This window comes from Kribbella sp. NPDC050820 (assembly GCF_040653975.1).
GTDB lineage: Bacteria > Actinomycetota > Actinomycetes > Propionibacteriales > Kribbellaceae > Kribbella.
Genome location: NZ_JBFAHB010000004.1, coordinates 1 through 17,120, shown reverse-complemented (window position 1 = coordinate 17,120; position 17,120 = coordinate 1). Strand labels below are relative to the sequence as shown.

General features: G+C 70.6%; 18 protein-coding genes. 11 read left to right on the top strand and 7 right to left on the bottom strand.

Translation table 11 applies throughout. The features are described from left to right. The first annotated feature begins 30 nt into the window (after nucleotides 1–30). The 3 genes from AB0H36_RS05415 to AB0H36_RS05405 are packed head-to-tail and all read left to right on the top strand — an operon-like array spanning nucleotide 31 to nucleotide 2,725. Nucleotides 31–1,005, top strand: a complete 975-nt coding sequence (locus AB0H36_RS05415; RefSeq protein ID WP_360516907.1) for a hypothetical protein — start codon at nucleotides 31–33, stop codon at nucleotides 1,003–1,005. Beyond that, nucleotides 1,002–1,361 (top strand): hypothetical protein, encoded by a 360-nt coding sequence (locus AB0H36_RS05410; RefSeq protein ID WP_360516904.1) that lies wholly within the window; start codon nucleotides 1,002–1,004, stop codon nucleotides 1,359–1,361. Before AB0H36_RS05415 ends, AB0H36_RS05410 begins: the two co-directional genes overlap by 4 nt. Beyond that, nucleotides 1,358–2,725, top strand: coding sequence for an MBL fold metallo-hydrolase (locus tag AB0H36_RS05405; RefSeq protein ID WP_360516901.1), 1,368 nt, complete (start codon nucleotides 1,358–1,360; stop codon nucleotides 2,723–2,725). The genes AB0H36_RS05410 and AB0H36_RS05405 overlap by 4 nt, the downstream gene beginning before the upstream one ends. On the opposite strand, the gene AB0H36_RS05400 is transcribed toward AB0H36_RS05405, so the two are convergent. After that, entirely contained in the window at nucleotides 2,726–5,422 is a 2,697-nt protein-coding gene (locus AB0H36_RS05400) for a GNAT family N-acetyltransferase (RefSeq protein ID WP_360516898.1), read from the bottom strand. Nucleotides 5,423–5,573: 151 nt separating this feature from the next. On the opposite strand from AB0H36_RS05400, the gene AB0H36_RS05395 reads away from it, so the two are divergent. From AB0H36_RS05395 to AB0H36_RS05385, 3 genes are read left to right on the top strand one after another with little or no spacing between them, the layout of a single operon-like run. After that, nucleotides 5,574–7,952 (top strand): phosphoketolase family protein, encoded by a 2,379-nt coding sequence (locus tag AB0H36_RS05395; RefSeq protein ID WP_360516895.1) that lies wholly within the window; start codon nucleotides 5,574–5,576, stop codon nucleotides 7,950–7,952. Next, on the top strand, nucleotides 7,949–8,755 hold the full coding sequence (locus AB0H36_RS05390; protein WP_360516893.1) for a universal stress protein: 807 nt from the start codon (nucleotides 7,949–7,951) through the stop codon (nucleotides 8,753–8,755). Before AB0H36_RS05395 ends, AB0H36_RS05390 begins: the two co-directional genes overlap by 4 nt. Before the next feature lie 21 nt (nucleotides 8,756–8,776). Then, nucleotides 8,777–9,304 carry a flavodoxin domain-containing protein gene (locus tag AB0H36_RS05385; RefSeq protein WP_360516890.1) on the top strand — a complete coding sequence of 176 codons (528 nt, stop codon included), beginning with the start codon at nucleotides 8,777–8,779 and terminating at the stop codon, nucleotides 9,302–9,304. On the opposite strand, the gene AB0H36_RS05380 is transcribed toward AB0H36_RS05385, so the two are convergent. Further along, nucleotides 9,292–9,945, bottom strand: a complete 654-nt coding sequence (locus AB0H36_RS05380) for a response regulator transcription factor (RefSeq protein WP_360516887.1) — start codon at nucleotides 9,943–9,945, stop codon at nucleotides 9,292–9,294. The two genes, AB0H36_RS05385 and AB0H36_RS05380, sit on opposite strands and share 13 nt — an antisense overlap. Nucleotides 9,946–10,141: 196 nt before the next feature. Between AB0H36_RS05380 and AB0H36_RS05375 the strand changes: the two genes are divergently transcribed. Continuing rightward, on the top strand, nucleotides 10,142–10,789 hold the full coding sequence (locus AB0H36_RS05375; protein ID WP_360516884.1) for a pyridoxamine 5'-phosphate oxidase family protein: 648 nt from the start codon (nucleotides 10,142–10,144) through the stop codon (nucleotides 10,787–10,789). Between the two features lie 50 nt (nucleotides 10,790–10,839). On the opposite strand, the gene AB0H36_RS05370 is transcribed toward AB0H36_RS05375, so the two are convergent. The 5 genes from AB0H36_RS05370 to AB0H36_RS05350 are packed head-to-tail and all read right to left on the bottom strand — an operon-like array spanning nucleotide 10,840 to nucleotide 13,916. Then, complete coding sequence (locus AB0H36_RS05370; RefSeq protein ID WP_360516881.1) at nucleotides 10,840–11,079, bottom strand: SHOCT domain-containing protein; 240 nt, start codon at nucleotides 11,077–11,079, stop codon at nucleotides 10,840–10,842. A gap of 25 nt (nucleotides 11,080–11,104) precedes the next feature. Continuing rightward, a complete protein-coding gene (locus AB0H36_RS05365) occupies nucleotides 11,105–11,638 on the bottom strand; it encodes a flavodoxin domain-containing protein (RefSeq protein ID WP_360516878.1) in 534 nt (177 codons plus the stop codon). 19 nt (nucleotides 11,639–11,657) lie between these two features. After that, nucleotides 11,658–12,590: a universal stress protein gene (locus AB0H36_RS05360; protein WP_360516875.1), complete on the bottom strand. Its 933-nt coding sequence runs from the start codon at nucleotides 12,588–12,590 to the stop codon at nucleotides 11,658–11,660. A gap of 19 nt (nucleotides 12,591–12,609) precedes the next feature. Next, complete coding sequence (locus AB0H36_RS05355) at nucleotides 12,610–13,350, bottom strand: universal stress protein (protein WP_360516872.1); 741 nt, start codon at nucleotides 13,348–13,350, stop codon at nucleotides 12,610–12,612. Nucleotides 13,351–13,355: 5 nt separating this feature from the next. Further along, nucleotides 13,356–13,916, bottom strand: coding sequence for a hypothetical protein (locus AB0H36_RS05350; protein ID WP_360516869.1), 561 nt, complete (start codon nucleotides 13,914–13,916; stop codon nucleotides 13,356–13,358). Nucleotides 13,917–14,111: 195 nt separating this feature from the next. On the opposite strand from AB0H36_RS05350, the gene AB0H36_RS05345 reads away from it, so the two are divergent. The 4 genes from AB0H36_RS05345 to AB0H36_RS05330 are packed head-to-tail and all read left to right on the top strand — an operon-like array spanning nucleotide 14,112 to nucleotide 17,054. Continuing rightward, entirely contained in the window at nucleotides 14,112–14,717 is a 606-nt protein-coding gene (locus AB0H36_RS05345) for a hypothetical protein (protein WP_360516866.1), read from the top strand. Further along, nucleotides 14,714–15,682 (top strand): nitroreductase family protein, encoded by a 969-nt coding sequence (locus AB0H36_RS05340; protein ID WP_360516863.1) that lies wholly within the window; start codon nucleotides 14,714–14,716, stop codon nucleotides 15,680–15,682. Before AB0H36_RS05345 ends, AB0H36_RS05340 begins: the two co-directional genes overlap by 4 nt. 21 nt (nucleotides 15,683–15,703) lie before the next feature. Next, a complete protein-coding gene (locus AB0H36_RS05335) occupies nucleotides 15,704–16,579 on the top strand; it encodes a universal stress protein (RefSeq protein ID WP_360516860.1) in 876 nt (291 codons plus the stop codon). A gap of 4 nt (nucleotides 16,580–16,583) precedes the next feature. After that, a complete protein-coding gene (locus AB0H36_RS05330; RefSeq protein WP_360516857.1) occupies nucleotides 16,584–17,054 on the top strand; it encodes a GyrI-like domain-containing protein in 471 nt (156 codons plus the stop codon). The last annotated feature ends 66 nt before the right edge of the window (nucleotides 17,055–17,120 follow it).

The window sequence follows — 17,120 nt, the reverse complement described above, 5'->3', positions numbered from 1 at the left end:
TGGAGTAGGAGCCAGTGGGAGGAGCCTCCAGTGTCTGACCAGCAACTGCCGGCGAAGGACGTCGACATCCTGCTCGCGGCGGCCGTCGCGGCCCCGAGCATGCACAACACCCAGCCTTGGCGCTTCGCGGTGAAGGGCCGCGTGATCGACGTCTTCCTCGACGGCTCACGGACCCTGCCCGCCGAAGACCCGACCGGCCGGGCGATGCGGATCGCGGCCGGCGCCGCGACGTTCAACCTGCGCTGCGCCGCCGAGTCGCTCGGCTACGGCACCTGGCTCGGACTCGCGCCGTACCCGGAGGAACCCGACCTGCTGGCCAGGATCGTCGTCGAGCCCACCAGCACACCCGACGAGGAACTGAGTGACCTGGCCGGGCAGATCCCGAAGCGCCACACCGATCGCCGCCCCTCCGGCGCCGACCCACTCGCGCAGAGTACGCGGGTGGCGCTCGTCCAGGCGGCGTACGCCGAAGGCGCCGAGCTGACCTGGCTCGACGAGCCCGAGGTCCGCACCGTCCTCGACCTGGTCGTCGAGACCGATCTGCGCGAGATCCACGACTGGCATCGCCGGGCCGAACGCGCCCACTGGGTCGGTGGCGAGCGACCTTCCGAGGGCGTGCCCAGTTCCGCGCTCGGACCACGCTCCGCCAGCTATCCGGCAGCGGTCCGCGACATGGGCACGCGGCCGACCGACCGGATGCGTCAGGAGACGACCTTCGAGGCTCATCCGGACCTCGCCGTACTGTCCACCGCAACCGACGAACCCGCCGACCAGGTCGCCGCGGGACTCGCGCTCGAACGCGTGCTGCTCACCGCGACCCGGGACGGCGTCAACGCGTCCTTCCTCAATCAACCGCTGGAGTACGACGACCTGCGCAGGAAAGTGCAGCGCCTCACGCGGCAGCCGGGACACGCCCACATGATCATCCGCTTCGGCCGCGGCCGTCCGGCCGAAGGCACCGCACGCCGGCCCGTCGCCGACTTCCTCGACAAGGAGCAGTCATGACCACCTCACTGCAGCGTGAGATCGAGAGCTGGGAGGCCGAGCTCGAGCGCATCGCCGAGACCAGCGCGTCCGACAACTGGCTCGTCGAGGAGCGCCGCCTGACCGAAGCGCAGTACACCCTCACCGCGTACCGCAGCCGCATCCTGCCGCTGTTCGCCTTCCGCCAGCAGTACGACGCGATCGTCGCCGACGAGATCATCCACCTGCTCGACCGGCTCGAAGACCTCCGCGACCACCTCTACAGAACCGTCCACCCAGCCGACTCGCACCACCACGTCGCCGAGACCCTCGCCGCCCTCCGGGCCCTCGGACACGTCGCCTACCGCTTCGACCAATCCCTCGAAACCGCCCGATGACCACCCTCACCTTCCTCGGCGCGGCCGGGACGGTGACCGGCAGCAAGTTCCTGCTCGAGCAGGACCGGCACCGCGTTCTGGTCGACTGCGGCCTCTTCCAGGGCGACGCGCGCTGGCGCCGGCGCAACTGGGACCCGTTCCCGGTCGATCCGGCAACCATCTCCGCCGTCGTCCTGACGCACGCCCACCTGGACCACTGCGGATACCTGCCCGGCCTGGTCAGGCAGGGCTTCCGCGGCCCGGTGATCTGCACCCCGGGGACGGCGGACGTCGCGGCAATCGTGCTCCGCGATGCGGCCCACCTGCAGGTGGAGGACGCACAGCACGCGCGGCTCGAGGGCTACTCGCGACATGATCCGCCACTGCCGTTGTTCGACACAGATGACGCCGAACGAGCGATCCGCCTGTTCCGGCCCACTGCCGACCGGGTCGAGCTTCCCGGCGGCATCACTGTCGCCCTGCATCGGGCCGGGCACATCCTCGGCTCCGCGTTCGCCGAGCTCGACCTGGACGGGCGTCGGCTCCTGGTCAGCGGGGACCTCGGCCGCCAGGACCATCCGTTGCTGCTGCCACCCGAGACTCCTCCGGCGGTCGACACCGTCCTGGTCGAGGCGACGTACGGCGACCGGCTCCACCAGCCGCTCGACCACGCCCGGCTCGGACGGCTGATCAGCTCCACAGCCGAACGCGGCGGCGTCGTGCTGATCCCGGCCTTCGCGATCGACCGTACGGCGGTCCTGCTGCATGAGCTCACCGGCCTGGCCCGGGAGGGCCTGATGCCCAGGCTGCCCGTCTACGTCAACAGCCCGATGGCACTCGCCGCACTGAACGTCTACCGCTCGGCCGTCAGCAGCAAGGCTCCCGAGTTGCGGCCCGAGGTCGTCGGCGGCCCGGATCCGTTCGACCCCGGCGATCTGCGCCTGGTCCACTCGGTGGAGGAATCCATCCGGATCAGTGATCCCGGTCGCCCGTCGGTGGTGATCTCGGCGTCCGGGATGGCGACCGGCGGCCGCGTGCTGCACCACCTCGCCAGGCTGCTGCCCGGGGCACGGAACACCGTCGTGCTCCCCGGCTTCCAAGTCCCCGGAACCCGTGGCCGGGCGCTGCTCGACGGCGCCCGCTCGGTCAAGATCCACGGGCGGTATGTCCCGGTGCGGGCCCGGGTCGTCGGGCTGCCCGAGTTCTCCGCGCACGCCGACGCCGACGAGCTGGTGCAGTGGCTCTCCGCGGCGCCGCAGCCGCCCGAGGTCGTGTACGTCGTCCACGGTGAGGACCACGCCCGCGCCGAGCTCGCCGACCGAATCCAGGACGAGCTCGACTGGACCGCCGTGACCCCCGGCCACCTCGAGCGAGTCAAAGTCTGATCAGGAACGCAGCCGGCGGGCGTACCAGTCGGGCTCGGGGCTCGCCGGGGCGAGGCGCATGCGGACGTCGACCGCGAACACGCCGGTCGCGCCGGCGATCAGCGGGTTGATGTCGAGCTCGGCCAGCTCGGGGACCTGCTCGGCCAGCCACGCGATCCGGTGGATCACGTCCAGCACGGCCGTCTGGTCGGCGGCTTCCGCGCCTCGGTAGCCGGCGAGCAGCACTGCGCACCGCAGTGATCGCACCATGTCCGCCGCGTCCAGGTCCGTCAGCGGCAGGCCGCGCCACTGGCGATCGGCCAGCAGGTCTGTCAGCACGCCACCGCTTCCGGCCATCACCAGCGGGCCGAAGAGCGGATCCCGGACGACGCCGATGACCAATTCGGTTCCAGCGGGGGCCATCGCCTGGATCACCACGTCCGGGTCCTGAGCCGCCGTGGTGACCTCGTCGTACGCGGCAGCCAGCTGCAGCTGGTCGGCCAGCCCAATCCGCACTCCCCCGATGTCGGTCTTGTGCAGGACAGTCCGCGACGCGGTCTTCAGCGCGACCGGGTAGCCGATCGACTTCGCCACCCGGATCGCATCCGCCCGGGTCGATGCCACGGTCACCGGGATCGCCTTGACTCCGGCGCTCTGCAGCAGCTGTCCCACTCGCACCTGATCCATCCAGCCACCCTCAGGACACTCGTCGAGGAAGCCGCGAACCACGGCTCGCGCACCGGCGGCATCGACCCGGGCAAGCTCCGGTACGGCGCCCTGCGGACGAGCCCGCCACTCGGCGTACCGGACTGCGTGTGCCAGCGCCCGTACGGCGCTCTCGGGGAACGGGAAGACCGGCAGCCGCCGCCCGCCCGCCACCACGATCTCGGGGGCAGCGTCGAGCGCACCGACGCAGTTCACCAGGATCGGCAGGTCGGAACCGGCCGCCGAGTGGGCGATCGCGTCGTAGATCTCGTCGACGCGGCCGGCGCGGGTGGCCGCGTAGTTGATCAGCACCGAGTCGACCTCGCCGCTGTCGGCGATGAGCCGCAAAGCCTGTCCGAGGCTGCTCGGTGACGCAGCTGCGCCGAGGTCGACGGGGTTACCGCTGCCGACCGCGCCGAGTTCCATAAGTTCGGACTGAACCGCGTCACTCAGCTCCGGCAGCTCCAGACCGAGCCGCCCGGCCGCGTCCGCGGCCAGCACCCCGGCACCACCGGCGTTACCGACCACAGCCAGCCGACGGCCGCGTGGCAGCGGCAAGGCAGCGAGGACACGAGCCGTCTCGACCAGCTCCTCGAGCGTGTCCATCCGCAGTACGCCGGACTGCGCGAACAATGCGTCGACAGCAGTCTCCGGAGTCGACGCGGCGGCGGTGTGCGAGGCACCGGCCCGCCGGCCACCCGCGGAACGGCCGCCCTTGACGACGAGAATCGGCTTCGTCCGGCCGACCAGCCGCGCCAATCCGCCGAACTTCCGCGGGTTCCCGAACGACTCCAGGTACAGCCCGATCACCGCGGTCCGCGGATCACCCCACCAGTGCAGCAGCAGATCGTTGCCGCTCACATCGACCTTGTTGCCGAGCGAGACGAACTCCGAGATGCCGAGCCCGCTGCGGCCGGCCTGGTCCAGCACCGCGACGCCGACCGCTCCGGACTGCGCCGCGATCGCCAGCGCGCCGGGTCTCGGCAACACCTCGGCGAACGTCGCGTTCAGCTTGACGGCCGGGTCGGTGTTCACCAGGCCGATGCAGTTCGGGCCGATCAGCCGGATGCTGTGCCGGCGCGCAACCTCCAGAATCTCCTGCTGGGCCGCCTGACCGGCCGTCCCCAGCTCGGAGAATCCAGCGGTCAGCACCACTGCTCCGGCGACGTTCTTGGCTCCGCAGGAGACCAGAACGTGCGGCACCTGCTCGGCCGGAATCGCGATCACCACGAGGTCGACCACTCCCGGCACGTCCTCGACCGATGGGTACGACGGCTGGCCGCCAACGCGGTCGGTGTGCGGGTTCACGGCGTACACGGGTCCGGTGAAGTTGCCTCCGGCGAGGTTCCGGAGCACCTCGTGACCGATCCCACCGGGCTTGCGACCGGCGCCGATGACCGCCACCGCGCGCGGTGCGAACACCCGGTGCAGTGAGCGGTCCTCCGCCGCACGTTCCCGGTCGGCCATCCGCTCCAGCGTCGACGGCCGGTACGCCGTGTCCAGGACCAGCTCCACGACTCCGCTCTCCAGCCGCCGTACCTGCTCGAAGCCCGAGTCGGCGAACACGCGCAGCATGCCGGCGTTCTCGGCCAGGGTGTCGGCGCGGAGTCGCTCCACCCCGTTCTCCCGCGCGGTCGCGGCGAGCTGCTCCAGCAGCAGCGTCCCGATCCCCCGGCCGTGCACCGAGTCCTCCAACAGGAACGCCATCTCGGCCTCTCCGGGCCGCAGCGGTTCGTAGCTCGCCACGCCCACCACGCGGTCGTCGTACTCGGCCACCAGCGCGACGTGACCGTCGTGGTCGGCCACCAGGTGGTGCATGTGCTCGTCCGCCATCGACCGGCTGATCCCGAAGAACCGCAGGTACATCGACCGATCCGACACCCGTTCGTTCATCGCACCGAGCGCCGCCTCGTCGTCCGCCCGCACCGGCCGGATCCGCACCACCGACCCGTCCGAGGCCAGCACGTCCCATCCCGCCATGAGCCGGGAATCCGGCCGCTCGACCGTCGTCATGACGTCTCCTTCCGACACTCCTCCAGCTCACCCCGGCAGGGCAGGTCCGGGCCAGAGCCGTACGGTCCCGGCGGCCCAGGACCTTCGACTCTGGGCCCGGGCACCGCTCGGCCGACAGGCTGGTCTCACCCAGCCCTGAACTGGAGGAAGCATGCATGAGCTGACCGGTAAGCCGCTCGCCGACGACGAGGTTGCCGGCCTCGACGCATACTGGCGCGCCGCCAACTATCTGTCCGCCGGCCAGATCTACCTGCTCGGCAACCCCTTGCTCGACGAGCCGCTGCGCCCCGAGCACGTCAAGCCACGCCTGCTCGGGCACTGGGGCACGACGCCCGGGCTGAACATGGTCTACGCGCACCTGAACCGGGTGATCCGCCGCCGCGAGCTGACCATGATGTACGTCATCGGTCCCGGGCACGGCGGACCCGCGATCGCTGCCAACACCTGGCTCGAGGGAAGCTACAGCGACACCTATCCGGACGTCTCGCGGGACGCGGCCGGTATGGCGCGCCTGTTCCGCCAGTTCTCCTTCCCCGGCGGCATCCCCAGCCACGTGGCTCCCGAGCTGCCCGGATCGATCCACGAGGGCGGTGAGCTCGGCTACTCGCTCAGCCATGCGTACGGCGCCGCGCTCGACAACCCGGACCTGGTCGTCGCCTGTGTCGTCGGTGACGGCGAGGCCGAGACCGGCCCGCTGGCGACCTCCTGGCACTCCAACAAGTTCCTCGATCCGCGCACTGACGGCGCGGTGCTGCCGATCCTGCATCTGAACGGCTACAAGATCGCCAACCCGGCCGTGCTCGCCCGGATCGGCGACGACGAGCTCACCCGGCTCTTCGAGGGCTACGGCTATCGCCCGTACCTTGTCGAAGGCAACGATCCCGGACACGTCCACCAGGCGCTCGCGCTGACGCTGGACCGGGCTCTCGACGAGATCGCGGAGATCCAGGCCGAGGCCCGGAGCGGGCGAGGCGCGCGACGCCGTGCGTGGCCGATGATCGTGCTGCGCACCCCCAAGGGATGGACCGGTCCGCAGGAGGTGGACGGCGTACCGGTCGAGGGCACGTGGCGCTCGCACCAAGTGCCGTTGTCCCAGGTCCGGACGTCTCCGGATCATCTGCGCCTGCTCGAGAGCTGGTTGCGCAGCTACCGTCCGGAGGAACTGTTCGACGCCGACGGCCGGCCGGTCCGGCAAGTGCTCGCCCAGGTCCCAGCTCCGGACAGCCGAATGGGCTCCAGTCCGCACAGCAACGGCGGTGTGCTCAGCCAGGACCTGAACCTGCCGGATCTTCGCGAGTACTTCGTGCCGGTGCCGGGCCCGGGCGGGACGGACCACGAGCCGACCCGGGTGCTGGGGACCTATCTGCGCGACGTCATGCGCGACAACCTGGCCCACCGGAACTTCCGGGTCTTCGGTCCGGACGAGACCGCCTCCAATCGGCTGGACGCGCTCTTCGAGGTCACCGGCAAGGCGTGGAACGCCGACGTGCTGCCGACCGACGAACACCTGCGCACCGACGGCAGGGTGATGGAGATTCTCAGCGAGCACACCTGCCAGGGCTGGCTGGAGGGCTACCTGCTGACCGGGCGGCACGGCTGGTTCTCGTGCTACGAGGCCTTCGTGCACATCGTCGACTCGATGGTCAACCAGCACGCGAAGTGGCTCAAGGTCACCCGGGCGCTGCCCTGGCGACGGCCGATCCCCTCACTCAACTACCTGCTCACGTCCCACGTCTGGCGACAGGACCACAACGGCTTCTCGCACCAGGACCCCGGGTTCATCGACCACGTGGTGAACAAGAAGGCCGAGGTCATCCGGGTCTACCTGCCGCCGGACACCAACACTCTCCTGTCGACCGCCGAGCACTGCCTGCGCAGTCACGACTACATCAACGTCGTTGTCGCGGGCAAGCAGCCCCAGGCCGACTGGCTCGGCCCTGAGGCCGCCGCCCTGCACTGCGCCCGGGGTCTGGGCATCTGGGACTTCGCGAGCAACGACGACGGTACGCCGGACGTCGTGATGGCCTGCGCCGGCGACGTACCCACCCTGGAGACGCTCGCAGCAGTGAGACTGCTGCGCGAACACCTTCCCGCGCTGAAGATCCGCGTCGTCAACGTGGTGGACCTGATGCGCCTGCAGCCGCAGTCGGAGCACCCGCACGGGTTGCCGGACGCGGACTTCGACGCGCTGTTCACGGCGGACCGGCCGATCATCTTCGCGTACCACGGCTACCCGTGGCTGATCCACCGGCTCACCTACCGGCGGACCAACCACCGCAACCTGCACGTCCGCGGCTACAAGGAGGAGGGCACCACGACGACGCCGTTCGACATGGTGGTCCGCAACGACCTGGACCGGTTCCACCTGGCCCTGGACGTGATCGACCGGGTCCCCGGCCTCGGTCAGCAGGCCGCCGCAGTACGGCAGTGGCTCACCGACCAGCGGGCCCGGCACCACGCCCACATCCTCGCGTACGGCGAGGACCTGCCCGAGATCCGCGACTGGCGCTGGACAGGAGGCTCGTCATGACCGCCGGAAGAGTCGTCGTCGGCATCGACGGTGCCGACGACTGTGAGAACGCGATCCGCTGGGGTGCGGCCGAAGCCGCCGCCCGGGATGCCGAACTGCATCTCGTCCACGCGTTCGTCTGGGCCGAGTTCCGGGTGCGGTTGGGGCCGACTGCGTTCGCTCCCGGCTTGCGTGCGGCGGCTGACAAGATCGTCGCCGACGCGGTCGAGCAGGCCCGGAAGTTCGAGCCGGCCGTGGCCGTCACCGCTCGCCGGGTCGACGGGTTTCCGGCGCCGGTGCTGCTGGCGGAGTCGGGCGATGCCGACTCGGTCGTGATCGGCAGCCGCAACGCCGGCCGGGCGCTGGGGCTGTTCGTCGGCTCGACCGGCCTCGAGCTCGCTGCGCACGCCGGCTGCCCGGTGGTCGTGGTCCGGCCGGGCGACGAGGCACTGGTCGGCGGCGCCGTCGTCATCGGGTACGACGGCTCCCCCGCGGCGGACGCTGCCGTCGACTACGGCCTCGGCTACGCAGAACGGCACGGACTGGTCGCCCGGATCGTCACGGTTCGCCCGGAGGGGCAGGACGACGACCACGAGATCACCGCGGCACTTCGGGCCCACGACGTACGCACCGCCGAGATCGTCGAGGTCACCGGTCACCCCGCAGAGCTGCTGCTCGAATGGTCCGCCGACGCCCAGCTCGTGGTCGTCGGATCCCGCGGCCGCGGCGGTTTCGCCGGCCTCCTGCTCGGCTCGGTCAGCCAGACCCTGCTGAGCCAGTCCCCCTGCCCGATCGCCGTCATTCCCCCGTCTGCGATCCGTTGACTCGGCCGAAGGAGCTCTGCCATGTCCGGGAACGTGCTGGTGGCCTACGCCAGCAAGATGGGCGCAACCCAGGAGATCGCCGAGGCCATCGGCACCGAGCTGCGCGCCCGCGGACACACCGTCGACGTCGACGCCGCCGACCAGGTCCGCAGCGTCGAGCCGTACGACGCCGTCGTGCTCGGCAGCGCGATCTACATGCGGCGCTGGCGACCGGAGGCTGTCCACTTCCTTCGCCGGAACGCCGACCAGCTCCGCAGCCGCCAGGTCTGGCTCTTCCACAGCGGGCCTGTCGGCCCGGACAAGGACGAGGTCCAGGACATGCCGGCCGCCGTACAGCGTCTGGCCGACGACATCGGTGCGGCGCCGGCGGTGACCTTCGCCGGTCGGCTCGAGCCCGAGACCGCAAAGGGGTTCCTCGCCCGTCACCTTGCCACCGGCAATCTGGCGGGTGACTTCCGCGACTGGGACCAGATCCGGAGCTGGGCCGCGGAGATCAGCGCGGCGATCTCCCCGACCCCGGACGTTCCGGGCGACGGCTACCTCGACTGAGTCTTCTTCGCGTGTTCGAGGGCGAAGATGGCGGCCTCGGTGCGACGTTCGACGTTGAGCTTGCGCAGTAGGGACGAGACGTAGTTCTTGACCGTCTTCTCGGCCAGGTAGAGCGACTGCGCGATCTGGCGGTTGGTCTTGCCCTCGGCGATCTCGGCGAGGATGCGGCGTTCCTGCTCGGTGAGCGAGGCGTACCGGGGATCCTCCTCGGCCACCGGGTGCCGCAGGCGTTCGAGCACCTTCCTCGTCATGGCCGGGTCCAGCAGCGACTCACCGGCGGCGAGCCGCCGTACGGCTCCGATCAGGTCACTCGCGTGCACCTGCTTCAGCAGGTAGCCCGACGCACCGGCCATGATCGCTGTGAACAAGGCGTTGTCGTCGGAGTACGACGTCAGCATCAGGCACGCCGGCGGCTCGTCCATCATCGAGCGAACCTCCCGGCAGACGGTGATGCCGTCGCCGTCGGGCAGCCGGACGTCCAGCAGCGCCACATCCGGCCGTACGGCGGGAATCCGGGCGATCGCCTCGGCGGCCGTGGACGCGTCCCCGACCACCTCGATGTCAGGCTCGTCCTCGAGCAGCTGGTGCAGACCCAACCGGACCACCTCGTGGTCGTCGAGCAGAAACACCCTGATCGTCATCACCATCTCCTTCGGCTTCACCTGCCAGCCTGCAGGTCCGGCGCGCCGTACGGAAGAGGCAAACGGTCCCGGTCCGGACGGGACCTTCGGCACTGCTCACCGTGAACGCGCGGTGCGGCCGTCGGGTCCTCGTGCCCTGCCGCGGCGGGCCGGTTGATGGTTGCCTGGAGTTACCGGAACAAGGAAGGGACGACCGATGGACACCAGGACGCAGCCCGTGGAAGTGCCGGGTGACTTCGGCAACCGGGTCAGGCATCGCCGGACCGAGCTCGGCCTCAGTACGTCGGAGGTCGCCGAGCGCACCGGGATGAGCACCCGCCGTATCGAGCAGGTCGAGACCCGCCCGGTCGCACTGACCGCCGGCGAGCTGGCCAGGCTGGCCCGCGCGCTGGGCACCACGATCGGCGAACTGAGCGCACCGCTGCAGCACCGGACGACCAGACGCGCGCGGATGGGGCCACTGCTCGAGCCGATGCGCCGGGACGAGTGCGTCAAGCTCGTCGAGTCGGGCGTCGTCGGCCGGATCGCCTTCAACAGCGCCGACGGCCTGGTCGTGATCCCGATCAACTACTGCTGGGTGGGTGACCTGATCGTCTTCCGTACCGCGGCCGACAGCGCCGTCGCGCAGTACGACCTGGCCCCGATCGCGTTCCAGGTCGACACGGTCGACGAAGGCCTGCGGGATGGCTGGAGCGTCCTGGTGAACGGCCAGGTCCGTCCCGCCACCGAGCCCGAACTGGAGGCCGCACGGGAACGGGTCGAGCCCTGGGCCGGCGGACGGCGCGAGACCTACATGGCCATCGAGCCACAGCGCATCACCGGCCGGCGGATCCGCTCGTGGTAGGTCGACGACGAGGGGCTCACCGTCGATCGGTGAGCCCCTCGGTCGTGGGATCAGATATCCACCTCGTGCTCCCGGAGCCGGGCCCGGGCCTCGTCGAAGTCCTCACGGCTGATCTGACCCGCGGCGAACCGGCGCTCGAGAATGTCGAGCGGTGAGGGAAGTCCGGCCGGCCGCGGCCGTGGCCGGTGGACCAGCCAGACGGTGCCCCACACCGCGCCGCCGACGGCCAGTGCCCACAGCACGAGCCCGAACACGAGCCAGCCCATCCCGGCTCCCATCGAGTGCATCATGGCTCCTCCTTCGGTCCGCAGGCGGTCAGGACGCGACCGCCGAACCGCTGACCATCCGGCCGAGTTCCTCGCCCCACCTGCGGGCCCGCTCGACCTCGTCCGCGCCGATGGGGCCGGTGGTCTCGTCCACGTAGAAGCTCGCCGGCGCGGTCAGCATCCGGAAGCCGTGGTGCCGCAGCACCTTCGCGGCGGACTTGGCCGCCGATCCGGGCAGCCGCCGTACCTTCGTGATCCGGGTGTCGAAGGTGGCCGCGTCAACGTGCTTGCCATCAGCAAGCGTCTCCAGCCAGTCGCGGATTCCGGCCTCGATCGGCATCACGACCTCGTGCTGGTTCTGGGCGTCCCGCCGGGTCGACGCACGGCTCATCGAGAACGCGTGTGTGGGTCCGCCGACGACGACCAACCGCACGTCGCCGGGGAGCTCCGCCGGCGCCTGGTAGGCCGGTACGGTCTCGGTGGGCAGCGTCCGCCGCAGCCCGTCGCGGATCGCGGTCGCGATCTTCTCGGTGTTTCCGTACATCGACTCGTACACGATCAGTGCACGTGTGGCCTCGGACATCATCAGCCTCCGTTCAGGTTCAGTACGTCGGAGTCACAAGTTCACGACGCCGCGCCTCGCGCTGCTTGCGCAGCCGCTCCTGCTCCTCGGCCGTCGGGTGGTGCGGCACGATCGCGACCGGGCAGGTCATGGCGGCGACCGACCGGCGCGCCACCGGATCGATCGGCAACGCCCCGCTGTGCGACCCGACGACCACCAGGCCGACCTCGCCGCTCTCGTGCACCAGCGCCGCGGCCGGTGGCCGGCTGCTCAGGAAGCGGGTCACCTTCACGTCGCCGTACAGGCGCGTCCACGGTGCGAGCGAGTCCGACAGCAGGGCATCGGCCCGGCTGATCCACGAGTGCTCCGGATCCTCGTCGTTGAACGCGTGATCCGCCGGCAGGCCGGCGTGCACCACGATCAGGTTCGCCTTCCGTCCGGCCGCGACCCCGAAGGCGAACTCCAGCGCCTCCGCGGACAGCGCCGTACCGTCGATGCCGACGGCAACCCGCCGGTCGGCCAAGGACGGCCGCCACGTGGCAGGTACGACGACCAGCGGGCAGCCGGCCCGGGCAGCCAGGGTCAGGTTGGCGTGGGTGTTGACCAGGCGCTGTGGTCCGCGGCTGCGGGATCTTCCAACCACCAGCATGCGCGCGCTGCGCGCCGCGTGGGCCAGGACCCGCGCGCGCGAGCCTTCGTCGGTGAGCGCAACCAGATCCATCGCGTATCCGTGGTGATGCCGTACGTGCGCAACCGCCACGCGCAACGCGTCGTCGGCGAGCTCGGCCGGAGCCTTCGGCGAGTAGGCAGGCATCATCGGCGAGAACGAGCCGTGCAGTGCGTACGGCGCCACCAGCACCAGCTCGGCACCGGCTCGGAGCGCCTCACCGCACGCGTAGTCCACCACGTGCAGGTTCTCGGCGCTTCCGTCGACTTCGACCACAACCGGACCGCCCCGGTTCCAGGTACTCATCTGCCATCCTCTTCTCTTGCTAGGCCCGTGCCACCGGCACGATGGCGAGCGGGCAGGGTGCATGGTGCAGGACGCCACGCGTGACGGGGCCGAGCAGGAACGAGGCCAGGCGGGTGTGGTGGCGGGTGCCGACCACCAGTAGTTGCGCGTCGGCTTCCTCGGCGGCGGTCACGACGCCGTCGACCACATGGCCGCGCCGGACGCGGACCTGAATGGTCGCCTCCGGGTGTTTCGCGCGCCACTCGGCCGCCACGTTCTCGAAGTGCCGCTCGGCGTTCTCCGTCCACTCGGCACCGACGCCGGCGACGTTCATCGCGTCCCAGCTGTACATTGCCGGCAGATCCCAGACGTGCACGAACCGGACCGGCAGCTGCCGCTCGGTCGCCTCGGCGATCGCGAACTCGATCACCGCCGCGTTCTCGTCGGAGTCGTCCAGTGCGACGAGCACCGGACCGGCGTGATCGGACGGCATCCAGTGCTCGGGCACGATCACCACCGGCACCTTCGCCTCGACTGCGACCGCCTCCGAGGTGGAGTGGGCCAGCAACCGCCGGAACGTCCCCAGTTCGCGGCGGCCGACCACGAGCATCCGGCTGCCGGTCGCCCGGCCGGCCAGCGCCCGGGCCGGCTTCTCCTCGACCACGTAAAGCTCCTGGAGGGGCTCCTGCCGGAGTGTGGACTCCCGCAGGGCCCACTCCAGGGCGCCGGTGTTCCGCCGGGAGTCGTCGACTCCCACGTGGATGACCGGCTTCGGGGTCATCGTGCTCACCGCAGCCAGGGGTACCGGCGGACCGGGTTCAGGCCGCTCCACCACTTGCCGAAGCCCCACACGTTGCCAGCGGCAACCAGCGCGAGGACGACGAGGGTGATGGCGCCGAGGATGTGGTCGTCCAGCACCGGGTTGTTCTCCGGCGGCAGGGCGGCGGTCCACATCAGCACGTACAGCAGGGCGCCGGTGCCGGCCGCGATCCGCATCCCGATCCCCAGGGTCAGCGCGAGACCGATACCGGCCAGGCCGACCATGAACAGCGGGGTGACCCACCAGTCACCGACCAGCGACTGGTAGAAGTCCGCGAACGGGCCGCTGGTGCCCTTGCCCAGGAATCCGGCGGTCGGGTCGCCACCGTCGATCCAGCCCTTGCCGGACGGGGTCGCGTACCCGAAGCCGAACAACTTGTCGAAGAAGGCCCACAGGAAGGTGAGCCCGTACCCAACCCGGAGCACGGCGAGCGCGCGGCCCGCCGCCGTCGTGATGATCGGGTACCGATCGCCATCGGGCTCCATCCTCGGAGCCGGCATTGCCGGCCGGTGCGGCGTGGTGGTCATGGTGTCGTCCTTTCACTCGTTCTCGACACCTCGATCGTCGATCCGCGGCGCCGATTCGGTCAGGGCCGTTCTCACCCCAGCCCGAAGAGTCCAAGGACCTGCCTGCTCGGGACCCTTGCCGCTGGGAGCCGCTCGCTGCCGGAGAGAGCCTGTGAAGGGACGAAGTCCGTGCCCGGTCCGGCCGAGGAGGCCCAGATGCTCGACGAGCAGCTGACGAACGAGGCGCTCGGCGTCCTGTTCGACGCCGCGGCCCCGGCAAGCGCGGTACGCCCCTGGCGGCTCGACGTCAACGGTCATCTGATCGATGTCTACCTCGACGGCTCGCACGCCCTGCCGGCCCACGACCGGGCAGCGCGAGCGCTGCTGATCGCCAGTGGCGCCGCGGTCTTCGACCTGCGCTGCGCCGCAGCGTCGCTGAGCTTCGACAGCTGGGTCAGTCTGTGTCCCTACCGGCACGAGCCCGACCTGCTCGCTCGCATGGTGGTCGAGCCGACCGGCCTCCCCGACCAGGAACTGCGGAGCCTGTACGCCGCGATCCGCTCGCGGCACCTGACCCGGCCACCGGCAGCGCCGACCGAGGCAGTCCGGTTCGCCCTGACCCGGGCGGCTGAGCTCGAGAACACCGCGCTGAGCTGGCTCCCCGGTCCCTTCGCGCCGCTGGCGGTGCTGACCACCGACCGCGACGAACCCGCGGACCAAGTCGCGGCGGGCATGGCCCTCGAACGCGTCCTCCTGACCGCCGTCACCTACGGCGTCGCGACGTCGTACCTCCATCACCTGCCGAGGACAGACCTCTCATGAACATCACCCTGACCGACGACGAGGTGGGCATCCTGCTCACCGCGGCGGTGCACGCGCCGTCGCTGCACAACACCCAGCCGTGGCGTTTCGAGGTGCACGCCCCGGTCATCGACGTACTGCTCGACGCCGAACGCACGCTGCCGGCCAGCGACCCGGCGGACCGGGCGGCGCGGATCGGCATCGGGGCGGCGGCGTTCAACATCCGGGTCGCGGCAGCGATGCTCGGCCACGACTCCCGGGTCGTGGCCGAACCCGATCCCGGCCGTCCCGACATCGCGGCGCGCGTCTTCCTCGGCGCCCGGAGCACTCCGGTGCCCACGCTCGGCGGCCTGTACGGCGAACTGTCCCGGCGACACACCTACCGTGGACCGTTGCTCGCGCACGCCGTCCCGCCCCGCGTGCAGGCCCGGCTGGACGATGCGACACGCGCCGAGGGTGCGACGCTGCGCTGGCTCGACCAGGACGCCAAGTCCCGGCTGGCCGGGCTGCTGCGGCGTACCGACGCCGCAGATCTGCGGGACGAGGATCGCCTGCACGAGCGGATGAGCTGGATCGGCGGCGACGGTGGGACCGAGGGTGTCCAGGAGAGCGCACTCGGCCCGATGCCGGTGAAGCCTGCACTGGTCCGGGACCTGTCCGCCGGCTTCGACAGCGCGCACCGGAGCCAGGCGGTCTTCGAGCAAGACCCTGCCATCGCGGTGCTGTGCACCCGGCAAGAGGACACCGAGGCCTGGCTCAGGGCAGGTATGGCACTGCAGCGCACGCTGCTCGTCGCGACGTCGTACGACCTGGTCGCGTCGTTCCTCAACCAGGTGCTCGAAAGCACCGCGTCGCGCACCCAGGTTCGCGACCTGATCGGCGGCCGGTCCTGGCCGCAGATGATCCTCCGCGTCGGCTACCCCGCACAGCCCAACCACGTCACGTCCCGGCGGGACTGGCGCGAGTCCTACGACCACTGGTTCTGAACCTCGAACAAGGAGAACAAGATGTCCGCACCGCTAGCCCCGATCGTCGTCGGGTACGACGGTTCGCCGCCCAGCCTCGACGCGTTGCGCTGGGCAACCACCGTCGCCGCCCGCGAGCTGGCGCCGCTGAAGATCGTCGAGGCGTTCGAGCTCGTCGTCTACTCACGGCCGTCGCCGGGCCAGGTCGTGCCGCTCGAGGCATTGCGAACCGCCCGTGAGAAGGGGCTGAGCGCACTGGCCGAGGGAATCCGCCTGCAACAGCCCGGCCTGGTCGTCGAGACAGTCCTCGCCGGAGGCCCGGCGGCCGAAGCCGTGCTGGCCGAGGCCGAGCAGGCGCGGCTGATCGTGCTCGGCTCCCGGGGCCTCGGTGGCTGGAGCGGGCTACTGGTCGGATCGGTCGCGGTCCAGGTGACCACGCACGCGCAGTGCCCGGTGGTCGTGATTCCGCCCGACCTGCGGCCGCATGCGCACGAGGGCCCCACGGTGGTCGTCGGTGTCGACGGATCCAAGGCGTCGGCGCGGGCGATCGAGTTCGCGTTCGACCAAGCCGAGGCCATGCACGCCCACGTCGTCGCATTGCACGCCTGGACGAGCCCCTTCCTCACCTATGCCAACGGAGCGTCCATGCTCCAGTTCGACGCGCACAAGGTCGAGGACGAGAGCCGGCTCCTGGTGGCCGAGTCCGTCGCCGGCGCCGTCGCCGATCATCCGGACGTCGCGTGGACGACCGAACTCGTCAGCGGCTCCGCCGCGCGGGCACTCGTCCGCCGCTCGGAGTCCGCAGACCTGGTCGTCGTCGGCTCCCGCGGCCGCGGAGGCTTCACCGGCCTGCTCCTGGGATCGGTCAGCCAGAGCGTCCTCCACCACACCCAGTGCCCGATCGCCATCGTCCGCTGACGCCATGCACACCTGGCAGACGAGGACATTCACCGAACAGGCGACGGCTGTCCGGCGCGCTGTCGTGCCCACCGGCCTCTTGGCCGACTGGGTACCGCGGGCCTGCGTGGAGATCGGCGACTGGTTGTACCGTCAGGGCACGGCTCCCTGCGGATACCCGTTCGCCCGACACCACCCGCTGCACGACGGGTTTGTCGATGTGGAGGCCGGCTTCCCGGTCGCCGTACCCATCATTGCCGACGGGCTGATCGAGCCGTCGGCGCTGCCCGGCGGCCCGGTCCTGGTCGTGCGGTATGCCGGGCCCTACGAGCAGATCGGCACCGTCCAGCAGACCATCGACGACTGGCTGCACGAGGAGGACGCGGACCGCGCGGGCGAGAGCTGGGAGGTGTACCGGGAGTTGTCGGCCCGCGGACGGCTGGGTCGGCGGATCGAGGTCGTCCAGCCGATCACCTTCGCACACGTACTGGTCTGACGCACAGCAGTCCGCGGCCCGCACCGATCGGTGCGGGCCGCGGATCTCATCGACCTACTCGACGCC